12 protein-coding genes are annotated in these 15,798 nt (G+C 71.3%); 3 read left to right on the top strand and 9 right to left on the bottom strand.

Going from position 1 to position 15,798, the window contains the following annotated elements; genetic code table 11:
• Window positions 1–19: 19 nt before the first annotated feature.
• The 4 genes from BLT97_RS18615 to BLT97_RS18600 form a co-directional block, all read right to left on the bottom strand.
• Window positions 20–718, bottom strand: a complete 699-nt coding sequence (locus tag BLT97_RS18615) for an ABC transporter ATP-binding protein (protein WP_093611634.1) — start codon at window positions 716–718, stop codon at window positions 20–22.
• Entirely contained in the window at window positions 715–1,242 is a 528-nt protein-coding gene (locus BLT97_RS18610; RefSeq protein WP_093611632.1) for a PadR family transcriptional regulator, read from the bottom strand. Before BLT97_RS18610 ends, BLT97_RS18615 begins: the two co-directional genes overlap by 4 nt.
• Before the next feature lie 105 nt (window positions 1,243–1,347).
• Window positions 1,348–1,629 (bottom strand): type II toxin-antitoxin system antitoxin, encoded by a 282-nt coding sequence (locus BLT97_RS18605; RefSeq protein WP_093611630.1) that lies wholly within the window; start codon window positions 1,627–1,629, stop codon window positions 1,348–1,350.
• The gene (locus BLT97_RS18600) at window positions 1,626–2,561 is read right to left on the bottom strand and encodes an SPFH domain-containing protein (protein WP_093611628.1); all 936 of its coding nucleotides are present in this window, start codon (window positions 2,559–2,561) and stop codon (window positions 1,626–1,628) included. The genes BLT97_RS18605 and BLT97_RS18600 overlap by 4 nt, the downstream gene beginning before the upstream one ends.
• A gap of 348 nt (window positions 2,562–2,909) precedes the next feature.
• Here BLT97_RS18600 and BLT97_RS18595 point away from each other — a divergent pair, with 348 nt between their 5' ends.
• Together BLT97_RS18595 and BLT97_RS18590 are read left to right on the top strand one after the other, a co-directional pair.
• On the top strand, window positions 2,910–5,411 hold the full coding sequence (locus tag BLT97_RS18595; protein WP_093611626.1) for a transglycosylase domain-containing protein: 2,502 nt from the start codon (window positions 2,910–2,912) through the stop codon (window positions 5,409–5,411).
• A 339-nt stretch (window positions 5,412–5,750) separates the two neighbouring features.
• Window positions 5,751–7,235 carry a WxL domain-containing protein gene (locus BLT97_RS18590; protein ID WP_093611624.1) on the top strand — a complete coding sequence of 495 codons (1,485 nt, stop codon included), beginning with the start codon at window positions 5,751–5,753 and terminating at the stop codon, window positions 7,233–7,235.
• A 337-nt stretch (window positions 7,236–7,572) separates the two neighbouring features.
• On the opposite strand, the gene BLT97_RS18585 is transcribed toward BLT97_RS18590, so the two are convergent.
• The 3 genes from BLT97_RS18585 to BLT97_RS18575 all read right to left on the bottom strand — a co-directional run bounded on the left by BLT97_RS18585 (window position 7,573) and on the right by BLT97_RS18575 (window position 11,992).
• Entirely contained in the window at window positions 7,573–9,711 is a 2,139-nt protein-coding gene (locus BLT97_RS18585; protein WP_093611622.1) for a SpoIIE family protein phosphatase, read from the bottom strand.
• A 158-nt stretch (window positions 9,712–9,869) separates the two neighbouring features.
• Window positions 9,870–10,547 carry a cytidylyl-2-hydroxypropylphosphonate hydrolase gene (fomD, locus tag BLT97_RS18580; RefSeq protein ID WP_093611620.1) on the bottom strand — a complete coding sequence of 226 codons (678 nt, stop codon included), beginning with the start codon at window positions 10,545–10,547 and terminating at the stop codon, window positions 9,870–9,872.
• A 47-nt stretch (window positions 10,548–10,594) separates the two neighbouring features.
• Window positions 10,595–11,992 carry a class II fumarate hydratase gene (locus tag BLT97_RS18575; RefSeq protein WP_093612156.1) on the bottom strand — a complete coding sequence of 466 codons (1,398 nt, stop codon included), beginning with the start codon at window positions 11,990–11,992 and terminating at the stop codon, window positions 10,595–10,597.
• 114 nt (window positions 11,993–12,106) lie between these two features.
• Between BLT97_RS18575 and BLT97_RS18570 the strand changes: the two genes are divergently transcribed.
• Window positions 12,107–13,081, top strand: coding sequence for a trypsin-like serine peptidase (locus tag BLT97_RS18570; protein WP_093611618.1), 975 nt, complete (start codon window positions 12,107–12,109; stop codon window positions 13,079–13,081).
• An 87-nt stretch (window positions 13,082–13,168) separates the two neighbouring features.
• On the opposite strand, the gene BLT97_RS18565 is transcribed toward BLT97_RS18570, so the two are convergent.
• Complete coding sequence (locus tag BLT97_RS18565; RefSeq protein WP_093611616.1) at window positions 13,169–14,839, bottom strand: hypothetical protein; 1,671 nt, start codon at window positions 14,837–14,839, stop codon at window positions 13,169–13,171.
• Window positions 14,840–14,851: 12 nt separating this feature from the next.
• The gene (locus BLT97_RS18560; RefSeq protein WP_093611614.1) at window positions 14,852–15,751 is read right to left on the bottom strand and encodes a hypothetical protein; all 900 of its coding nucleotides are present in this window, start codon (window positions 15,749–15,751) and stop codon (window positions 14,852–14,854) included.
• Between the last annotated feature and the right edge of the window lie 47 nt (window positions 15,752–15,798).

Genomic DNA, 15,798 nt, shown 5'->3' with positions numbered 1-15,798 from the left:
AGGTCCCTGAACCACACGTTCACAGGGCGGGCTCCATGTCACGGGACTTGCCGTCGCGTACGACGATCTCGCGGTCCGAGTACGCGGCCACGCGCGCCTCGTGCGTGACGAGGACGACGGCGGCATTCGTCGAACGGGCCGCCTCCGTCAGAAGCTGCATCACCCGCTCGCCGTTGAGCGAGTCGAGCGCGCCGGTCGGCTCGTCCGCGAACAGCACGCGCGGCCCGGTCACCAGCGAACGCGCCACGGCGACCCGCTGACCCTGACCGCCGGACACCTCACCGGGACGCTTCTTCGCGAGGTCGTCCACCTCCAGGCGCTCCATCCAGTGCAGCGCGGCCCGCTCGGCCTCCTTGCGCTTGGTGCCGTTCAGACGCAGCGGGAGCGCCACGTTCTCCACGCAGCTCAACTCCGGTACGAGCTGGCCGAACTGGAAGACGAACCCGAACTCGGAGCGTCGCAGCGCACTGCGCTCGCCGTCGCTCATCGCGCTCAGCTCACGGCCGTTGTACGTGATGGTCCCGGAGTCGGGCGTCACGATGCCGGCGAGGCAGTGCAGCAGCGTGGACTTGCCGGACCCGGAGGGGCCCATGACGGCGACGACCTCGCCGGGGTGGATGGAGAAGTGCGCGCCGTCGAGCGCGGCGGTCGGGCCGTACGCCTTGCGCAGGTCGTGCGCGGTGAGCAGGGAACCTGCGGGAGCGGTCTGCGTACTCATCGGGAAGCCACCTCCGCGGCGAGCTTGTCGAGGCGCGCGGCGGTGAGCTCCAGCCAGCGCAGATCGGCCTCCAGGTGGAACAGGGCGTGGTCGCAGATCAGCTGGTCCGCGAGGTCGCCCTTGCGCTTGCGCTCGGTGAGCATCCGCATCATCCGCAGGTGCTCCGAGCGCTGCGTGTCGAGGAGGTCGGCGGCGTCGCGTCCGGTCAGGAGCGCGAGGACGACCTTCGTGTAGAGGGTCGAGGAGAGATACGGCTCCGGCTTCTCGGGCGCGGCCAGCCACTTCTCGACGTCGGTGATCCCGGCTTCGGTGATCGCGTACCGCTTGCGCTCGGGACCACCTCCCGCCTCGACCCCGTCGACCTCGACGAGCCCGTTCTTCAGGAGCCTCGACATCGTCGAGTAGACCTGGCCGTAGTGCAGCGGCTTGTCGTGGCCGAACTTCTCGTCGAAGGTGCGCTTCAGGTCGTACCCGTGGCGCGGACCGCTTTCCAAAAGCCCGAGGAGCGTGTGTCCGATACTCATGGGCGCCACTGTACACACGGTGTATACCTCGTGTGTATACGCGGGGTGCATAGCGCTGTCCGCGCATGCGGAAGGGGCGCCGACCTCGCAGGTCAGCGCCCCTTGTCACGATTCGGTGGCGGAATCGGAGTTGCCGGAAGAGCTGTCGGACGGATCCTTCGGCGGCCGTCCCCGGCGTGGCAACGGCCCCGCGGCCCCCGGCAGCCTCCCCGCTTCCTTCAGCGCCTGCCGCAGCAGGAACTCGATCTGCGCGTTCGCCGACCGCAGCTCGTCCCCGGCCCACCGCGCCAGCGCGTCGTACACGAGCGGATCGAGCCGGAGCAGCACCTGCTTGCGCGCGGCCGGCCGCCGGCCGGAGCCGGGTCCGGATTCCGGCTCCGGACTCACTGGTACAGCGTCCCGGTGTTCAGGACCGGCTGCGCCGCACGGTCACCGCACAGCACCACCATCAGGTTGGACACCATCGCCGCCTTGCGCTCCTGGTCCAGCTCGACGATGTCCTGCTCGGTGATGCGCGCGATCGCCGACTCGACCATGCCGACCGCGCCCTCGACGATCTGCTGCCGCGCCGCGACCACGGCGCCGGCCTGCTGGCGCTGGAGCATGGCCGAGGCGATCTCGGGTGCGTACGCGAGGTGCGTGAAACGGGACTCGATGATCCGCACGCCCGCCGCCTCGACCCGCGCGTGCAGCTCGATCGCCAGCTTCTCGGTGATCTCCTCGGCGTTCTCGCGCAGCGAGAGCTGCTCCGAGTCGTACGCGTCATAGGGGTACTCGATCGCGATGTGCCGCACGGCCGCCTCGGTCTGCGTGGAGACGAACTCCACGAAGTCGTCCACCTCGAAGGAGGCCTGCGCGGTGTCCTCCACCTTCCAGACCACGACCGCGGCCAGCTCGATGGGGTTGCCGTAGGCGTCGTTGACCTTGAGGACGGCCGTCTCGTGGTTGCGCACGCGCGTCGAGATCTTCGTACGCGAGGTGAGGGGATTGACCCAGCGCAGGCCGTCCTCGCGGATCGTGCCGCGGTAGCGCCCGAAGAGCTGCACGACGCGGGCCTCGCCCGGTGCCACCATGTTCAGCCCGCACATCGCGAGGAACGCGGCGAGGCCGATCAGGATCCCGCCGATGATCAGGCCCGCCTTCGCGCCGCCGGCGTCCACGCCGGTCGCGGCGACCACGAGCCCGACGCCCGCGAGCAGCCCCACGAGCCCGAAGAGCAGGGCGAGCCCGCCCCCGATGGAATGCGCCTGGAACTCCCGTACGCGCGGCTCCGGCATCTGCGGAACGTCGGGTGTGGGCGTGCTGTCCGCTGCGGTCATCTCTGGCTCCCCGTGAGTGTCCACTGAGTGTCTACGCCGGCGAACGAAGCCGCCGACCTAGCAAAGTGATATCACTTTAGCGCACCGACGAGACCAGCGCCACATTGCTGTGAAGCGTCGCGAATGCGGGTCAACTCCCGCAAAACGGACCGGTCATGGGAACGGAACCGATCCTTCACATCCGGAGGAGCAACCGTTCGGGGCCTCGGGTAGTCGGTTCCTGTAGGACAGGTGCTGATTGTCACGTCCGTAAAAGACCGGATCGTCATCCCTTTGTCCCCAGCTGCGGTGTTAGCTTTCTGAGCTGACCCGGGGGGAAGCCGAGACACGACTGGAGCTACGCGAACCATGGGCCGAGCGGAAGACAGACGAGCGCGGCAGCGCGGCGGCGGTGCCCGCCGGGCAGCGACCCCGCCGTCGGCCGGTGCCCGGCGGATGGAGCGCGACCCGGGCGTGGGGCACCCGCGTGGACACCGTTCCATGGGATCGCCTTCGGACGGCTACGGCTACGGCCGTCAGACGCACAGCCGCGGCCACGCGCCCGGGAGCGGCGGGCCCGCCTCCGGCGGCGGCCGCGCCGACCGGCGCAGGGCGGCCTCGCGCAAGGACGACCGCAGCCTCATACGCCGGATCTTCACCTGGAAGAAGATCGTCGGCACGTTCTTCGGTCTGATCCTGCTGGGCATGGCGGCGGCCGTCGGCCTCTACTGGTACGTCGATGTCCCGGACCCCAACATCGACGCGACCCAGCAGAGCAACGTCTACAAGGACGTCAACGGCAAGACGATCGCGAACATCGGCAAGACCAAACGCGAGATCGTCGGCCTCGACAAGATCCCGCAGAAGGTCCAGCGGGCCGTCGTGGCCGCCGAGAACAAGACCTTCTACAAGGACCCCGGCGTCGACATCAAGGGCACGACCCGCGGTGTCCTCAACACGCTCATGGGCAAGGGCAAGCAGGGTGGTTCCACGATCACCCAGCAGTACGTGAAGAACTTCTACCTGACCCAGGACCAGACGGTCAGCCGCAAGGTCCAGGAGCTGGTGATCGCCCTCAAGGTCGACCGCCAGACCTCCAAGGAGGAGATCCTCGCCGGCTACCTGAACACCAGCTACTTCGGCCGGGGTGTCTACGGCATCCAGGCCGCGGCCCAGGCCTACTACGGCAAGGACGCGGACAAGCTCACCCTCTCCGAGGGCGCGTACCTCGCCGCCCTGCTCCAGGCGCCGAACCAGTACGACTTCGCGATCGCCTCGGACACGGGCAAGAAGCTCGCCAAGCAGCGCTGGGCCTACGCGCTCGACAACATGGTCGAGATGGGCTGGCTGACTCAGTCCGAGCGTGCCGAGCAGGAGTTCGTGGAGCCCAAGAAGCCCACGCAGGCCGCGGGCATGCAGGGGCAGAACGGGTACTTCATCGAGGCCGCCAAGAACGAGCTGGCCCGGCATCTGATGGAAAAGGAGGATCTGACGGCGGGGCAGGCCCTCGCCAAGATCGACCAGGGTGGCTGGACCATCCAGCTCAACATCGATCCGAAGAAGCAGAAGGCGCTCGAGAAGGCCGTCAAGCAGGAGCTCACCGACAAGCTCGACCCGAAGCAGCGCAAGGTCGACGCCGCGGTGCAGGCCGGTGCCGTGTCCGTCGACCCGAAGACCGGGAAGATCGTCGCCATGTACGGCGGCGAGGACGCGATCAAGCACCGCAACATGGCCATCCAGTACGACTACCAGGCGTCCTCCACCTTCAAGCCGGTGATCCTCGCGGCGGCGCTCGAGCACGGGGCGACAGCCAAGAACGGCAGCCCGGAGGGGCAGCCGATCACGCCGAACACGATCTACGACGGCGACAGCGAGACGAAGGTCGACTTCGGCGGCCAGACCTATGCCCCGCCGAACGAGGGCAAGAAGGACTACGGCGACGTCACCGTCCAGCGCGGCATGGACAAGTCCATCAACTCGGTGTTCGCGGGTCTGGGTGCCGACGTCGGCATGGACAAGGTCAAGGAGACCGCCGAGGCCCTCGGGATGCGGGAGTTCGAGCCGCACCCCGCCATGACCCTGGGTTCGATGGGCGCCAGCCCGCTCGACATGGCCGGTGTCTTCGCGACCTTCGACGCCCACGGCAAGAAGGTCACGCCGTCCATCATCAAGAAGGCGGAGCACAAGGACGGCAACTACGTGCCCGAGCCGATCGGTGACCAGGTGATCAGCCGGGAGACCGCCGACACCATCACTTCGGTCCTTCAGGGCGTGACCAACGACGGTACGGGCGCCACCGTGCTGCGCGGTCCGTACGCGGGCAAGTACAAGGCGGCGGGCAAGACCGGTACGTCGGACAACAACGTCTCGGCGCTCTTCGCGGGCTATACCCCCGAACTGGTCACCGTCGTCGGTGTCTACGGTGAGGCGCCCGAGGGCGGCGGAGGTCTCAAGCGTCCCGACGGCAAGCCCGCCGAGTCCGGCAACCACGTCTCGCTGCGCGGTGCCGGCGGCGAGGACACCATCCACGGTTCCGGCTTCCCGTCCCGCATCTGGGCCGCCTACACCCTCGGCGCCCTGAACGGCGGCTCGGACGCGCGCTTCGAGCTGGAGACGGACATGGGCGTGGGCGTCGCGCCGCCGCCCACCACCGCGCCGCCCGAGACCCAGGACCCGACGACGGAGCCGCCGAAGACGCAGGAGCCGACGACCGAACCGCCGTCGACCGACCCGACGACCGAGCCGCCCTCGGCGGACCCGACGACCGATCCTCCGTCGTCGATCGATCCGACGTACGAGCCGCCGATCACGCTCGACCCGGACCCGGACGATCCCGGCGGTGACAACGGCAACGGAAAGCCACGGGACTGACGCGGACCCAGGCCCGCACGGGACCCTCGAAGGCGCCCGGAACCTCCACGGTTCCGGGCGCCTTCGTGTGCCCAACGGGCTGCACCTGAGGGCAAGTCGGGGTTCCCTGCGGTAACGGCCGGCACGCGCATTGACTTCTCACCCCGCCCGTATCTGAATGTCCGTCAGATGCGCGTCACGTATGGGCCTGGTGCGCAGGGGGTGTGCGCCGGGCGGCAGGCGAGGGGGTTTCCGATGCGACTGGGACCGCGACCGCGAAGACCTGCGGGGCGCGTACCCGGGGCCGTCCCGCGGCTCCGCCGGCCCGTCCCGCGGCTCCGCCGGCCCGGGGCGCGGCGCTTGGTCGCGGCGGCCGCGTCCGTCCTGCTCCTGGCGTCCGGTGCGGCGGGCGCGGCCGAGTCGCCGAGCCCCGGGGCCTCGCAGGAGACCGCCGAGACCCCGGACCGGGGCGTGACCACCGAACCCACCGTCGACTGCCGGCTCCCCGCCGGACAGGGCGACACCCGCGGCCCGCAGAAGATCACCGTGAAGCTCAGCCCTGCCACGGTCGCCCCCGGCGGCACCGTCCACGTCGAAGTGGAGCTCGGGCCGACGCCCGCGACCAGTCCGCTCGCGCTGGCAGACACCCCGTTCACGGCCGGCATCGAGTTCGCGCTCTCCGGAGGCGCGGACGGCACGGTCACCGTCTTCGGCGAGCCGACCGCCGTGGACATCCCGCTCGCCCCGTCCCGTATCCAAGTCCCGTCCTACGAGGGCGACTTCATGATGCCGGTGGGCGCCCGCGGCCCGGTGCGACTCACGCCCACCCGGACCCTCACCGTCACCCGCGTCCTGGACCGCGATCACGAGACGCCGTGCGTCGTACGGTCGGGGGTGCAGCCCGTCGGCACGGTCGAGGTGGCCGGAGTCGCCCACCCGGCCCCGACGCTCACGCTGCCCGACCGGCGACCGTCCGAGCCGGGCGCCGCGGTCGCCCTCAGTGGCGCGGGCTGGACTCCGGGCGGCACGCCGCGTGCGCTGCTGTGCGCGCAGGACGGGTCCGCGTGCAGCCCGGCCGGGTTCACGGACAGCTCGCTCGCGGTGGACGCGGCCGGCGTCCTCGCGGGGACGGTCACGTTGGCGGGCGCCGACCTGGTCGCTCCCGCCGCCCACCGCGTACGCCTCTTCGACGGCGCCCGGGAGGCGAGCGCCCGCCTCACCGTCGCCGCACCGCCCGCAGCCCCCGGCGCCCCGGACCCGACGGACCTGCTCCCCGAACGCACCGAGGACGATCCCGCGGCCCCGGCCACCCAGGACCCCGCACCCTCCCCGCCCCCGCACCCGGACCCCACCGCACCGGAAGGGGGGCAAGCCGACGCCCCCCACGCCTCCCAACACCTCGCCGCGTACATCACCCCGGGCCCGCTCGCGATGGACCAGTCCGGGGACGCCGTCGACTTCGGCACCTTCGAGCTCGGCGAACAGTCCACGGCGACCAGCGCGTTGAACACGGTCACGGTCACCGACGGCCGCGGTCACAACATCGGCTGGTCCCTCACGGCGACCCTGACCGACCTCAGGACCGCGCACGGCGCCACGATCCCGGCGGAGTCGGTCCGCTGGAAGCCGAAGTGCGCGGGCCAACCGGGCAGCGTGGGCCGCCCCAAGGCCGGCACGCCGGGCCCACTCGGCCCGCAGGCTTCCTCACTCTGCACGATGGGCCACCACGCGAGGACGCCGATGACGGGCGGCAAATTCACGGCGGACGCCCAACTCACCCTGACGGTCCCGGGTTTCGTTCCCCCGGGCGAGTACGAGGCCACCCTCCAGCTGACCCTGCTGTGAGGGCACGATCAGCCCGTCCAGCCACTGAGGACTGGGGCAACTCTCAGCCCGTCCGGCGTTTGAGGACGAGCGCCGTTCAGGCGCGATCGGGGGCAAGGGGCGAAGCCCCAAAGGGGGGTGCAGGGGGCGAAGCCCCGCGTGGGTGCCCACCAAGGCGGGCCGGGGCCGTCAGCCCCAGCTCAGGTGCCCACCCAGGGCCCTGGGCGCAGTCCAGTTCGGATGCCCACCCAGGGGGTCCGGGGGCGTAGCCCCCGGTTTCGGGAAGGGGCGGGTAGGGGAAAACCGCCCCCACCGCAACCACACCCCACCCGCACCCGAAAGGCCCGAGAACCCCGCCTCACCGATTCAACTCGAACCACACAACCTTCCCGGTGGACAACCGCGTAGCCCCCCACCGCCGAGCCATCCGGTTCACCAGATACAGCCCGCGCCCACCCTCATCCGTAGCCCGCGCCTGCCGCAGCCGCGGCAACTGCGGTACGTCGTCCACGACTTCGCACCGCAGCACATCGGTCCGGAGCAGCCGCAGCGTTATGGGCCGTGACGCGTACCGCACCGCGTTCGTCACGACCTCGCTCACCAGCAGCTCCACCGCATCCGTATGCGACTCGAGGTCCCAGCGCTCCAGCGCCCGCCGCGCCAGACGCCGCGCACGCGAGGGCGCCGAGTCCTCGGGCTCCAGGTACCAGTACGCGACATCACTCGGCGCGATCCCGTCGAACCGGGCCGCGAGCAAAGCGATGTCGTCGTCCCGGTCGCCCGGACCGAGCATGTCGAGCACGTCGTCGCACAGCGCCTCCAGCGGCGGCGAGTGGTCCTGCCCGGTCAACTCGGCCGCGGCGGCCAGCCGTTCCCGCAGCTGCTCGATCCCGGTCCACACATCGCGCAGCCGCGACTCCACCAGGCCGTCCGTGTACAGGAGCAGCGTCGCCCCGGCCGGCGCGTCCAGCTCCACGGCCTCGAAGTCCACCCCGCCCACGCCGATCGGCGCACCCGCGGGCACCCGCAGCACCTCGGCACGCCCGCCGATGTGCAGCAGGACCGGCGGCGGATGCCCGGCGTTGGCGATGGTGATGCGGTGCGACACCGGGTCGTACACCGCGTACAGACAGGTGGCCATCCGGTCCGAACCGAGCCGCTGCGCCTGCTCGTCCAGGTGGTGCAGCACCTCCTGCGGCGGCAGGTCGAGCCCGGCGAGCGTCTGCGCCGTCGTCCTGAGCTGCCCCATGATCGCGGCGGAGGTCATCGAGTGCCCCATGACGTCGCCGACCACGAGGGCGACCCGGCTGCCCGGCAGCGGAATCGCGTCGTACCAGTCACCGCCCACCCGGGCGGTCTCCGCGGCCGGCAGATAGCGGCTCGCGAGCTTCACGCCCGTGGGCTGCGGCAGCGTCTCGGGCAGCATCGTGCGCTGCAACTCGTCGGCGATGTACGCCTCGCGCCCGTACAGGACCGCCTTGTCGATCCCGAGCGCGGTGTGCGTGGCGAGCTGGGCCGCGACCAGCAGGTCGTCCGCCTCGAAGGCGGCCCGCTCGGGCCGGCGCAGGAACACCGCCGCGCCGATCACCCGCCGGCGCCCGCGCAGCGGCGCGAGGATCACCCGCCGCGGGCTGGGCAACGACCGCTCCTCGCCGAGCAGTTCGGGCAGCGCGGCCCGCGCGGTGTCCGACTCCCCGAACACCGGCCGCACCCCGCGCAGCACTTCGGCCAGCGCCCCGCCGGCCCGCACCTCGCACAGCTCGGCGGCCGGCGCGGCGTCCGGCTGGAGCTGGAGGACGGGCTGGAGCACACCGTCGGACAGGGAGTCCTCGGTGTCCTCGGGGGCGTCGGGTATCCGGTCGGTGCGGCGCAGCCGCAGCACCACGGGCCCGACGGGCCGCTCCTCGCCCACGGGCAGCGGATCGCGCAGATACACCAGGATCGAGTCGGAGAACGTGGGCACGGTGGACCGGCACAGCCCCATCACGATCTCGTCGAGGTCCATGCCGCGGGCGATCCGCCGGGTCGCGGAGCCCACGAACCGCAGCCGGTCGCCCTCACGCCGCGCCTTGTCGCCACCGCGTCCGGAGCCGCGCTCACTGCCGCGCCCGGAGCCGGGTCCGGAGCCGTGCTCGGTCCCGCGTCCGTTCCCGCGCTCGCCGCCGTTGCCGCGCGCCCCGGGCACCCCGCCGTCGCCGGAGGTGCCGGCATCAGGCGCGGCACCGGTGTCCGGGCGCGCCCCGGGCCGTGCCGCGGACCGTGCCCCCGGGCGCGCCTCGGCGGCCGCGGGCCCTTCCGGCACCTGCGCGTGCTCGGTGGCGGCGGGCGGCTCGGCGGCGCCGCGGTCACCCTGGGCGGGTAACCCCTTGGCAGCGTTGTCCTGCGGCGGCTGGGGCTGCGACTGGGATTGCAGGACCGCCCCGCGGGCTTCCGCGGGGCCGGTCGCGCCGGCCGCTGCCGTTCGGCCGGCGTCGTGGGAGGTGGGGTGCTCCGTCACGCGTGTGGAATCCGTCCGTCGATCGAGCCCCGCACGTTCTCTTGGTTCACGTCCTTGCCACCCCTCAGTGACGCTCCGTCAAGCCGTGCGCAAGCCCCGCGAGTTAACACTTCCGGACGTTGATCCTACGTTTGGACCATGGGGGCGCATCAAGGGTCTCATGTGGACACATGCGCGGGCGTACGATCCCAGTCCTCCGGCAGAACCGGCCTGCGCCAGGCCGGATCCGGGCGCCACTGCGGCCACCCGTCGCAGAACGGCGACCCCCAGGCCCGTACAACCTCCACCGCCGCACGACCCGCCTGCCGCACCGCGCGTGCCTGCGCGGCGTCCATCAGACCGACGCGCTGGGCCTCGGCGAACTCGTCCTCATCTCGCCAATGCCAGCGGCGGTCGGGCTGTACGGAGATGTCGAGGAAGTGGTCCTCGGAGTCCACGCCGCCCGACCAACGGGCCAGCGGCTCCTCGAGGTTGACGTAGTAGTTCTTGAACCGCCAGCCCTGCTCCCAGAACAGCCACACCGACCAGGCCTCGCCGGGCCGGGCCAGCTTGAGCACCCCGGTGCCGTGCCACCGGTCGCGTACGACGGCGCGCGGCTTGGTGTAGCGGGTGGCCAGGGGCTCGTGGTGGACGGGCGTGCCGTCGGCGAGCACCGGCCGTACGCACTCGGTGCCGGGCGCCATCCACACGGCGAGCAGGTCGGCGGTGTCGCGGACGACGGTCACGGGGCGGCAGATGTGCACGGCGTCGCCGCCGTTCTCCCGGTAGCGCCACAGGATGTGGCTCCCCGGCGCCCAGCGCTCCACTCCGTCGGCGGTGATCGCGTGCTCTTCCATGACCAGATATTAGGTGGCCGCCCGGCCGGGGCCCGAGGGAGATCCGGTCACGGCCGTGTCATCCGCAGCACGTCGAGCGCCTGGTCGAGCTGCTCCTCCGTGAGCAACCCCCGCTCGACATAACCCGACTCGAGCACGACCTCCCGGATCGTCCTGCGCTCGGCGAGGGACTTCTTCGCGACCTTCGCCGCCTCCTCGTACCCGATGTACTTGTTGAGCGGGGTCACGACGGACGGCGAGGACTCGGCGTACTCGCGGGCCCGCTCGGCGTTCGCGGTGATCCCGTCCACCGTGCGGTCGGCAAGCAGCCGCGAGGCGTTGGCGAGCAGGCGGACCGACTCAAGGACGTTCTTCGCGAGGACCGGCAGCATGACGTTGAGCTCGAAGTTCCCCGCCGCTCCCGCCACCGACACCGTCACGTCGTTGCCCTGCACCTGGGCCGCCACCATGAGCACGGCCTCCGGGATCACCGGGTTGACCTTGCCCGGCATGATCGACGAACCCGGCTGGAGATCCGGCAGGTTGATCTCGGCGAGCCCGGTGCGCGGGCCCGAGGCCATCCACCGCAGATCATTCGCGATCTTCGTGAGGCCGACCGCGATCGTCCGCAGCTGGCCCGAGGTCTCGACCAGGCCGTCCCGCGCGCCCTGCGCCTCGAAGTGGTCGCGGGCCTCGGTCAGGGGCAGCCCGGTGGCCTCGGCGACCTCCTCGATCACCGCGGCCGAGAACCCGGCCGGGGTGTTGATCCCCGTACCGACCGCGGTCCCGCCGAGCGGCAGCTCCGCGAGCCGGGGGAGCGAGGCCTTCAACCGCTCGACTCCGTACCGGACTTGGGCCGCGTACCCGCCGAACTCCTGGCCCAGCGTGACGGGCGTGGCGTCCATCAGATGCGTCCGCCCCGACTTCACGACCTCGGCGAACTCCCCGGACTTGCGCTCCAGCGACGCGGCGAGGTGCTCGAGCGCCGGGATCAGATCCCGCGTGACCGCCTCGGTCGCGGCGATGTGGATCGAGGACGGGAACACGTCGTTGGAGGACTGGGAGGCGTTCACATGGTCGTTGGGGTGTACGTCCCGGCCGAGCCGCTCGCTCGCGAGGGTGGCGATCACCTCGTTGGTGTTCATGTTGGACGAGGTGCCGGAGCCGGTCTGGAACACGTCCACCGGGAAGTGCTCGTCCCACTTCCCCTCGGCGACCTCGGCCGCCGCCGCCTCGATGGCCTCGGCGACGTCCTTGTCGATCACGCCGAGCGACGCGTTCACCTTCGCCGCCGCGCCCTTGATCTGCGCGAGGGCCCGGATGTGGGCGCGCTCGATGCGCTGCCCGGAGACCGGGAAGTTCTGCACGGCGCGCTGGGTCTGCGCGCGCCACTTGGCGTGCGCGGGCACCCGCACCTCGCCCATGGAGTCGTGCTCGATCCGGTACGCGTCCGCGTCGTGCGTCATCGCCATGCCTCCCGCAGGGGTCGTTGTTACGGAGAGCAGCAGCCGAGTACCCGCTATTCCCGCACCGGCCCTCTCCGACGAGCCGCGATCCGGCGCCCGTCTTATGTTCGAGACATGATCGGAATACTCTCCGTAGTCGCGGGAGCACTCCTGGCGACCACGCTCACCCCGCAGGCCGCCACCGGCCAGCCCCTCCGGGCCCCCTCGGGTCCCGCCGCCTACGCCCCGGACGCCTCCGAGGCCGCGACCCGCGCCTACTGGACCCCGGAACGCATGCGTGCGGCCGACAGCATCCCGCCCGACGCCGTCGCCGACGGCATCCCGCCCGGCGACGCAGCCGTCCGCAGCGCGCCCGCAGGCGACGAGGAGCGCCCCGGCGGCGTCCCCTGGACTCTCGGCGCCGAACCCGTGCGCAACGTCGGCAAGCTCTTCCTGACGATCCGCCCGGCCAAAGAGGGCGGTCCCGAGCGCGACGCCTCCTGCACCGCCGCCGTGGTCCGCTCCGGCAACCGCAGCGTCGTCGCCACGGCCGCGCACTGCGTGTACCTGAACGCGGCGGGCGGCTGGATGAAGCGGATGATCTTCGTGCCGGCGTACGACAAGGGCGAGGCCCCGTACGGGAGTTACGTGGCGAAGTCCGGCGGTGTCGACGCGGCCTGGCAGAGCGGCGAGGACCACGAGGCGGACTTCGCCTTCCTGCTCCTCGGCCCGGACGAACAGGGCCGCCGCGTCGAGGACGTGACCGGCGCGCGCCGCGCGGTCTTCGAGCCGGTGGCGGGGGAGAAGACGGCGCTCGGCTACCCGGTCGACAAGCCGTACGACGGCGAGACCCTCCAGTACTGCTCGGGCCCGGTCACGGCGATCACCGACGAGCGCCTCAAGGGCGGCGAGCAGCTGGCGCCCTGCCGTATGACGCACGGCGCGAGCGGCGGCCCCTGGTACGCCCGTACGCCCGAAGGCGAGGACGTCCAGGTCGCCGTGACCAGCTCGCGCCCGAAGGAGCCCGCGTTCGAGAACGCGGCCTGGGGCGCGGTGTTCACGGCGAAGGCGCGCACGCTGTTCGAGGACGTGGGCCGCGCCGGCGGGTGAGGCGGTCGAAGAACGGAGGAGGCGGGGGTCCGGCGCCGCGCGCCGGACCCCCGCCTCGCCCCGTCCTGAGATGCCGGGCGACCCGCCCTACTCCGCGAACACGATCACCGTGAACACGAAGAACAGCCCGATCAGAACCGGCCAGTACAGAAGCGTCGGCAGCAGGTTGTCCCGCCACTCCAGGGCCCGCACCTTCGTCTCCGTACCGAGAATGATCGCGTTGGCGAAGATGCCCATGATCACCACGTACTGGGCGATCGCGAAGAACTCCATGTAACTGAGCGAGGTGTCGCCGACGATCTCGCGGATCTGCGTCTGGTCCACCACCACCACGAGCAGCAGCGACACCGCGAACGAGATCGCCGTCCAGGTCGAGAACCCGAACCGCGGATTGCGCCGGTCGTCCTTCGTGTACACGAAGAGCGCCAGGAACATGATCGCGGCGATGAACAGCGACTGGAGCAGCTTGCCGGTCATCGGCCCCGCGTAGCTGCGCGCGACCCCGATGTTGAAGTACATGTCCGGCGCCTTGACGTTGGGCCCGGCGAAGGGCCGTACGCCATAGGTCATCGAGTACTCGTGCTCCTGATAGCTGTACGCCGTGTAGTACGGGCTCCAGCCCTCGGACACGATCGACTGGTCCAGGCCCAGGCGGTCGTACTTCCACGGCGGGTACGAGGAGAAGTCGGGCACGATCATCTCGGGCTCGAACGCGCTGACCGTCCACATCCGCAGCCAGATGTTCTGCTTGTCCAGCGGGTACTTGGAGTAGCTGAACTTCTGCCGCAGGGTCAGGTTGAAGTGCCAGCCGCGCACCTGCTGCCCGTTGGGCAGGTCCACTTTGTAGACCTCGTCCATCGAGTACCCGTCGGGTGCCTCGGGGAAGGTCACCGCGCGGCTGCTCTCCGGGATGTCCTTCGTGTAGCGCTGCCACACGTAGCCGTTGACCTCGACCTCCTGCGGGCCCGTGAACTTCGCGCCCTGGATGAAGAGTCCGGTCGGGATCAGCTTCAGCTGCCCCATCACCTTCGGCCCGAAGTACTCGCCGAGCACCTTCTTCGTCTCGGCGTCCGACTTCACTGCGGTGCCGACGATCGTGTTGATGTTCTTGTCGTTGTTGACGATCTGCCAGATCGTGACCGTGCCGAGGATGAAGACCGCGGTGGCCGCGACCGACATCAGCACGCAGCGCTTGGTCGTGAGCAGGAAGGGACGCAGCAGCGCGGCCGCGAGGCTCAGGGCGAACAGGACGGAACAGATCACCAGCGGCGCCCAGTTGTCGCGCTGGGTGTGCCCCGCGTCCACGTCCTCGGAGAAGTAGAGGGCCGCGGTGACGACCGTGGCGACGGCGGTCAGGCCCAGGACGACCCAGTTGACCCGCTCCAGGCGGCGCGGCCAGACCCCGGTGGCGGGGGTCTCGGGCTCGTCACCCCGGTCACCGTCCCTGTCACCGCTCCCCTCGCCGTCTCCTCCGCCGCCCCCGTCTCCGCCACCGGGGTCCACCGAGCCCTTCGCGTCCTGCGTGTCCTGCGTGTTCTTCGCGTCCCGCGCCCCCTCGGCCCCGGCTCGGCGCCGCGCCTCTTCCTCCATGCCCGCGGTCGCCTGTGCCGTGGCCGCCGCGGCCGCCGCGGCGGTGGCGGCCGCGGGGTTCGGCTCGGTGCCGGGGGTCAGGGATTCCATCCCCGGCGCGGGCGGCTCGATGCCCGGCTCGGGGCCGCCGGGCCCGTCGGGTGTCGGTGTCGGGTCCTCGATGCTCATCTCAGACCGCCGTCATCGGCCGCTGCCGGCGTTCGGCGCGGGACTCGCGTTCTGCTGCGGGTTCTGCGCCGGGTTGGCGTTCTGCTGAGGGTTCTGCGCCTGGTTCGCGTTCTTCGGCGGCGTGAACGTGAACTCGGGCAGCTCGAACGGCAGCACCTGGCCGACCACGCTCAGCGCGATGTTCACGAACACATCGGCGGCCAGGAAGGACATGTGCATCATCGAGAAGCCCGCGTGGATCGCGGTACCCGGCAGGTCGCCCTTCGCCGCGGCCTCGCGGATCGCCTTGTTCTCCGCCTTGAGCGCCTGGATCGTGCCTTCCAGGACGCGGTACGCCTTGGCCCGGTCGGAGCGCGGCGGGCCGCCCGCGAACCCGCCGAGCAGGTTGTCGAGGCTGGCGTTGGCCTTCAGTTCGGCGGCCAGGAGCACCTTCGGGTCCTTCTCGCCGCCCAGCACCGTACCGGCGAAGTCGGCCACGTCACCGGCGCCGTTGCCGAACTTGCCGATGGTCTTCCAGGTCTTCGCCAGCGCCTTGCGCTTGCCGGGCAGGTCGGCGCCCTCGAACTCCGGGTACGGCGACTGGGACGGGTCCGGCGTGGGGTCGCCGCTGGCCTGCCCGGCCGGCTGCGAGGCGCCCGGCTGCTGCGAGGCGTTCGGCGCCGGCGGCCAGGAGAACGTCGGGAAGGTGAACCAGGGCGTGGGGCTCGGCGCCGCGGCCGGCTCCTGACCGCCCGGCTGCGCGGGCGGCGGCGTGGTGAGCGACGGCAGCGGAGGGAGCCGCGGCGGCTCCTGGTCCGACCCCGCGGCGGCCGGGCTGGGTTCCTTGGGCGCGGCCGACACGGCCGAGCCGAGTGCGAGCGTTCCGCACAGGGCGGCGGACAGTGCGACGGTCAGGAGCTGTTTCCGGTGCATGGGGACGGGTCCTTCCGTACGGGCACGGCGCGCCCGATGCGATCACG

This window comes from Streptomyces indicus, assembly GCF_900100315.1.
GTDB classification, from domain to species: domain Bacteria; phylum Actinomycetota; class Actinomycetes; order Streptomycetales; family Streptomycetaceae; genus Streptomyces; species Streptomyces indicus.
This window is presented reverse-complemented; position numbering and strand designations above follow the sequence as displayed.